The organism is Vicinamibacterales bacterium, from assembly GCA_036496585.1.
Taxonomy (GTDB): Bacteria; Acidobacteriota; Vicinamibacteria; order Vicinamibacterales; family 2-12-FULL-66-21; genus JAICSD01.
The window spans coordinates 1-6,333 of the sequence record DASXLB010000055.1; the positions used below are offsets into that span (position 1 = coordinate 1).

Consider the following 6,333-nt stretch of genomic DNA (forward strand, 5'->3'; position numbering starts at 1 on the left):
GTCAGAGCCGGCGACCTCGTGCAGGCGGGTGCGATTGGCCGCGTCATCCAGACGGTCAACCTCGCGCCGCACCGCATCGGCAACGTCGCCGGCGGCGCGCGGCCCGAGTGGTTCTGGCACAAGGCGCGCTACGGCGGGATCCTCGTTGACATCGGGTCGCACCAGATCGATCAATTCCTCTTCTACACCGGCTCGACCAGGGCCGACGTCGTCTCGTCGCAGATTGCCAACGTGGCGCACAAGGACAAGCCCGAGTTCGAGGATTTCGGCGACATGGTGCTGCGCGGCGACGGCGGCGCGGGCTACGTCCGGCTGGACTGGTTCACCCCCAACGGCCTGTCGACCTGGGGCGACGGACGCCTGACGATTCTCGGCACCGAGGGCTACATCGAGCTGCGGAAGTACGTCGACATCGCCGGCCGTCCCGGCGGCGACCATCTGTTCATCGTCGATCAGAAGGACACACGCTATATCGATTGCAAGGATGGCGACCTGCCGTTCGGACCCCGGCTCGTGTCGGATATCGTCAACCGCACGGAAACCGCGATGCCGCAGGCGCACACGTTCCTCACGATGGAGCTCGCCATCAAGGCGCAGAAGCAGGCGCAGACGATCAACTTCAGGGCATAAGTCATGAAGGCCAGACACACGCGACGGCAGTTCCTCGGCGCCGCCGGCACGATCGCCGCCGCCGCCGGTTTTCCCGCGATCGTGCCGGCGACGGTGTTCGGCAGGACGTCGCCGAGCAACCGCATCAACGTCGGCGCGATCGGCGTCGGGCGCATCTCGCGCGCGCACGACATGCCGAACATCCTGCGTTACGACGTCGCGCGGATCGTCGCCGTCTGCGATCTCGACGCCAACCGCGTCGCCGCCGGGAAGACCTTCGTCAACGACTTCTATGCCAAGCAGACCGGCAAGCCCTACGACGGCGTCACCGGCTACGGCAGCTATCACGAGCTGCTCGCCAACAAGGACATCGACGCCGTCGTCATCAGCACGCCGGATCACTGGCACGCGCTCGTGGCGATTGCCGCCGTGCAGGCCGGCAAGGACGTCTACCTGCAGAAGCCGGCGTCGCTGACGATCGCCGAGGGACGCGCGCTGAGCAACGCCGTCCACGCTTCGGGACGGATCTTCCAGATCGGCAGCCAGCAGCGCTCGACGGTCCAGTTCCGCTATGCCGCCGAGCTCGTTCGCAATGGACGCATCGGTGCGCTGCAGACGGTCGAAGTCGGCCTGCCGGGCGACCCGAGCGGCGACGTCGAACGCGAGATGTCGGTGCCCCAGAATCTGAACTACGAGACATGGCTCGGCTCGACGCCCTACGTCTATTACACCGAGAAGCGCGTTCACCCGCAGAGCGGCTTCGACCGTCCGGGCTGGCTGCGCTGCGAACAGTTCGGCGCCGGCATGATCACCGGCTGGGGCGCGCATCACGTCGACTCGGCGCACTGGGGGATGGACACGGAGTACACCGGGCCGGTCGAGATCTGGGGCAGCGCCAAGTTCCCGGCGAGCGGATTGTGGGACGTCCACGGCGACTTCAAGACCTACGGGCGCTACGCGAACGGCGTGACGATGGTGATCAGCGGCGATTTTCCGAACGGCATCAAGTTCATCGGCCGCGACGGCTGGATTTTTGTGTCCCGCGGGAACGAGGCGGTGACCGGCAGCGATCCGGTCGCCAAGCTACAGGACGCGACGGCGCTGGCATCGAGCGATCCGAAGATCATCAAGTCGGTCATCGGGCCGAACGAGATTCACCTTCCCGAGAGCCGCGAGCACCACCTGAACTGGCTCGAGTCGATCGCCTCCCGCAAGGAGCCGATCGCGCCAGTAGAGATCGCGCACCGTTCGTGTTCGGCGTGCCTGCTGCACCACATCGCGATGCGGGCGGACCGCCGGCTGCACTGGGATCCGATCAAGGAACGCTTCCAGAACGACGACGACGCCAACGCGAAGCTGTCGCGTCCGATGCGCGCGCCCTACAGGCTGACCTAAGGCCGCGAGTTCCTGCTGAAGACCCGTCTCGCAGTGAAGTGATGCCGAGCGCAGTGAGGCAAGACCGTCAGGCTCGCCGGACGACGAAGTACGGCGTGCCCAGCCACTCGGGTCCCAACCCCGGCACGACCGCCGCGCCGCCGCCGGCGAGCAGCACGGTGAAGTAGTACTGCAGCGGATACGGCGAGTCGGTGTAGGCGGCGGGAATCCGGCCGCGCCATTCGCCGCCATCCGCCTCCATCCCAAAGCGCTCGAACCGCTCCGCCTGGTTGACGTGCCGGTAATGGCAGGCGACCTCGCGCGGCGCACTGCCGCGCACTGCGAGCGCCAGCGGCAGCTCGCGTCCAGGCACGAATCGATCGGGTGGCGCGTGGTGGCCGTCGACGACGGCCGGCATGACGGTCGCCTGCGCCTGCGCTACGGCACCGGCCACACGCGGTGGCTGGGCGACGGCTGGCGGCGGCGCCTCGGCCAGGCGCGCGATGTCGTCGTCGATCGCCGCCAGGCGGTCGCTCCACTGGCCGCGCTCAGACAGCCGGTCGCTGGCCGAGAGATCGGCGGCGTAGACGCCCTGCGCGGCCGACGCAAGTTCCGCCCAGGCGGCGCGCGCGGCGCGATAGCGCTCGAGGGCAGCGTCGAACGCGGCCCGATCGCCGGTTTGCTGATGCAGCGCGTATAACACGCCGGCGCGCAGTTTTGCCGCGAAGAATCGGCCGAGCCCCGCCTGGATCTTGACGTCGACGGCGAGACGGCGCGCGGCCGGAGTCATGCGAGCCCCGCTGGTGACCGGGGCGATGCCGGCGACGAGCGATTCGAGATGCGTCGCGACCTGGATCGGCGAGTGCTTCGCGCTCGCCCGGCCGTTCGCCAGATCGTCGGCGTGTTCGGCGATGCTCGAGAACAGCTCCGGATCGAGCGGGCTGACGTGAATGAAGGTCTTCGGCGCCGGCGTGTCGCCGTACGGATTGGGCCGCCGCTCCGCGCCCATCGGCTGGTTCCAGTAGACCTCGGGCCAGTAGGCGTCGCACGCGGCCGACGGAAGATGCGCCGTGGTGACGAGCGGTAGGATGCGCGACGCACGAGCCAGGGAGACGGCGGCGGCGGGGTCGCCCTGCGCGAGCGGAGCCAGCGCCACGCTCGCCGGCGTGGCCGCGTCGTAGCACGCGAGTCCCCAGGTGCGATACCAGAGCGCGAACTTCTCCCAATCCCAGCGCGTGTCGAGCGAGGCATCGGCGTAGCCGCTGCGCGCTGCGCCGGCGATGCCCGTGCCGCGGCGGCCGCGGCAGGTGAGCGGCTCCATCAGGTCGGTGCCGGCGGCACCGCAGAATGTGAACGCGCGCGCATGCGCGGCGGCGGCGGCCAGGTCGGCCGAGGCGAGCAGCCGCTGGCTTCCGGAGAACACGCGGAAGCGCACCGTATAGCGGCGGTCCTCCCGCAAGAGATCGGCGTAGCCGTAGCGCGTGAAGCTGCGAGACCCCTCGCTGAGCGTCATCAGCCCGGCGCCCGTGTGCCCCTCGACCGGCCGCTCGAGCGCACGGATGTCCGCCTGGTGATACGGCAGCCCAAGATGCTCGGCCCAGTATTTCGGCGAGAGGTTCACCGGCATGCCGGTCGCCAGGGCGCGGTCGATCATCTCCTGATCGATGCCCTTGGCGTGCAGGTCGATCTCGATCGCGCGCCCGGCGCGCGGCACGCCGTCGAAGACCGTCTTCCAGAAATCGTAGCTGCCTTCCTTGACCCCGCTCTCGCCGTGGATGCGGAGCGCGACGGCGGAAATCGCCGGACACGCGCGCAGCAGCGCGGTGAGCGCGTCGCGGCAATAGGCGGCATGCGTCGCGGGCGTCAGCCCCTCGACGCGATATCCGGCCTGCGGGCTGTCGATCAGTTCGTACCCGTGCATCCAGACGCCGAGCTGGAACGTCAACCCGTGCGCGACCGTCTGCTCACTGATGTAGCGCAACGCCTGCAGGTTGCGTTCGCGTTCGGCAGGCTCGACGCCGGACACGCGCACGTCGTAGCCGGGCACGTCCACCAGGAACGGATAGATGAAGAGCAGATAGCTGTCGGTGACCTGCTGCAGCGTGTCGTAGCCGAGACCGAATCCGAGGTGCAGCCGGTTGAACCGCGAGGCCGCCAGCATCGAGAGATACGCCGGCCACATCTCGCGGTCGTGAAACCATCCATCGTCGAGCGTCCGGCTCGTGTACTGGCGCATCACGCTGCGAACGGGATTGAGCGGACGCGCGACGGCCGGTGACGGCTGCGCGAGCGCGGCGAGGGGATCGGCGGCGATGGCCACACGATCGGCGAGCTCGCGCGCCGCGTAGGAGAGTCCGCGCGCGTCGGTGGCGCACGCGAAAAGGACGTCACGTCCCGCCGCGCGGCTGGAAAACAATGCCAGCCGCTCGGCCCCATCGCCGAGCGGGCGCGGCAGGCGCTGGATCGCCGCGGCTGCTTCCGGATGCAGGTGACCCGCGACCGCCACGCAGCGGACGCCAGTCGGCGCGTCGGCGATACGCGTCACGCGGCGAACGTCGATGCCGGTGTCGCGCAAGGCGCGCTCCAATGCCTCGATCGCCTTCGCGGCGGGCGCGGACGCGGCGATCGGGTCGTCGGGAGCGACCGCGATCGCAACCTCGCGGGCGGCAGGCCGTCCCATTCGCGGCAGCAGCGCCGCAGCGCCGCCGAGCAGGCCGGTTCGAAGGAATCCGCGGCGGTTCATTTCGATCTCCTGGCGCGGCGCGGCCGCCGTGCTCAGCGAGCAGTCGGCGACGATGGGATTCCCGATGTCGAGGCGCTGCGGGACCCATGGATTATCTCCGATCCTCCCTAGGTCTGCCGGCATCGTGGCTGCTGGAATTCGTCGCGCAGTCGCTTCCCAGCCCGACGCCGGGCAGGCCCCCGTGGACGTCGGTCCTGTAATGCCCCGCCCATTACTGAGTGAGGAGCCGGGCACGGGATCCCCGCCTACCCAACGGCTGGACCGCCTCCAGCTGGACCGTAGGCTGGCATCAGTCGTGCTCTACCACCGGCAGTGATACGGCGGCGCGGCGGATAGTCCCCGACCTCGGCAAGCAGATACACCTGCGCCGAGTGGGTGGGGGTCTGCCGAGGAGGATAAGATGAAGCGGACAGTCGCAATCGTTCTACTCGGGTTCGTGGCCGCCTGTGGCGGCAACTCGCCGACGAGCCCGACGACAACGACGCCCACCCAGACAACGGTGCAGACCGATCCGGCACCGGCAAATCCGCCGACGCCAACTCCCGCTCCGACCACTCCCACACCTGTACCCGCGCCAACTCCGGCTCCCACTCCGGGGCCGACGCCTCAGCCAGGGCAGACTGTGCTCGATGCAGCGGTGAGTAATTCGTACTGGTATCCGAACGCGTCGTTCACGCTGCCGCAGAATTTCCAGATCGTGATCGTGGACGGCGCCGTGAAGATCGGTCAGCTGGACCCATTGCCGTTCGCTTATCACGAGAGCGACGACAAATTCATCGTGCGGACGAAGGACTTCGAATTCTCGGTTGAAGGCGGCGGATTCGCGTTCAATGGCGTCAACGGCACGGCCCAGGGGAGCGTCATTCCCGGCAGGTAGGTTTCACACACCGCCGTGCACACGCGGATTGTTCAACGCCCGCGCGCCGTCGGTGACGACGAACGCGCGGGTGTTCGATGAAGCAGTCGTTCACCATAGAAACGCCGCGAAGTTCCTCGTTCAGCAGACTTCGACGTCGACGCCTTCAATAAGTCTTCCTCAGCGATCCCATTCTCGCCCCTGACGAGTGTCGCCAGCGCTAGGACACTCCGTCGACAAAGAAACTGGGTAAATTTGTCCCGCGCGGCTGCGTAAAACACAACGAAGTTGCCATAGGATCCCGACGCTGCGGAAGAGTTCCGCAATCTCCCACAACGGATCCGGAGGTCTTATGCGAAGCGTTGCGGCTACGGCCGTGGCAGCGGTTCTCGCGGTGTGCACACCTGCGCTCGCGCACGCGCAGGCACCGATGGCCACCACAGTGACGGTGCCCCGTCTCATCACGGTCACGGGCACCTATCAACCCGCGTCGGGCCAGCCGGCATCTCCGGGTGCCGTCGTCACACTCGCCGTCTATGCCGACGCGACCGGCGGCGCGCCGCTCTTTCAGGAAACGCAGGACGTCACGCTCGACGCCAGCGGGCGCTACACCGTGCAGCTCGGCGCCACCCAGCCCGATGGCCTGCCGCTCGCGCTCTTCGCCGAGGGCCAGGAGCGCTGGCTCGGCGTGCAGTTCACCGGCGTCAACGAAGTCGAGCATGCGCGCGCGCGGCTGACCAGCGTGCCCTAT

Annotated in this window: 5 protein-coding genes; 4 read left to right on the top strand and 1 reads right to left on the bottom strand. The window is 68.2% G+C overall.

Going from position 1 to position 6,333, the window contains the following annotated elements; genetic code table 11:
• Together VGI12_16810 and VGI12_16815 are read left to right on the top strand one after the other, a co-directional pair.
• Nucleotides 1-630: Gfo/Idh/MocA family oxidoreductase (locus VGI12_16810; protein ID HEY2434338.1), on the top strand; the 630-nt coding region annotated here is incomplete at its 5' end.
• A 3-nt stretch (nt 631-633) separates the two neighbouring features.
• Nucleotides 634-2,004: a Gfo/Idh/MocA family oxidoreductase gene (locus VGI12_16815; protein ID HEY2434339.1), complete on the top strand. Its 1,371-nt coding sequence runs from the start codon at nt 634-636 to the stop codon at nt 2,002-2,004.
• Nucleotides 2,005-2,071: 67 nt separating this feature from the next.
• Here VGI12_16815 and VGI12_16820 read toward each other — a convergent pair whose 3' ends face one another.
• Entirely contained in the window at nt 2,072-4,849 is a 2,778-nt protein-coding gene (locus VGI12_16820; GenBank protein ID HEY2434340.1) for a hypothetical protein, read from the bottom strand.
• 514 nt (nt 4,850-5,363) lie between these two features.
• Between VGI12_16820 and VGI12_16825 the strand changes: the two genes are divergently transcribed.
• Together VGI12_16825 and VGI12_16830 are read left to right on the top strand one after the other, a co-directional pair.
• Nucleotides 5,364-5,603, top strand: a complete 240-nt coding sequence (locus VGI12_16825) for a hypothetical protein (GenBank protein ID HEY2434341.1) — start codon at nt 5,364-5,366, stop codon at nt 5,601-5,603.
• Nucleotides 5,604-6,012: 409 nt separating this feature from the next.
• On the top strand, nt 6,013-6,333 hold a 321-nt coding region (locus VGI12_16830; GenBank protein ID HEY2434342.1), incomplete at its 3' end, for a hypothetical protein.

What these genes read in the sequence shown, in the direction of transcription:
- VGI12_16815 (HEY2434339.1), top strand. Translation starts at nt 634, where the DNA reads ATGAAGGCCAGACACACGCGACGGCAGTTCCTCGGCGCCGCCGGCACG.
- VGI12_16820 (HEY2434340.1), bottom strand. Translation starts at nt 4,849, where the DNA reads ATGCCGGCAGACCTAGGGAGGATCGGAGATAATCCATGGGTCCCGCAG.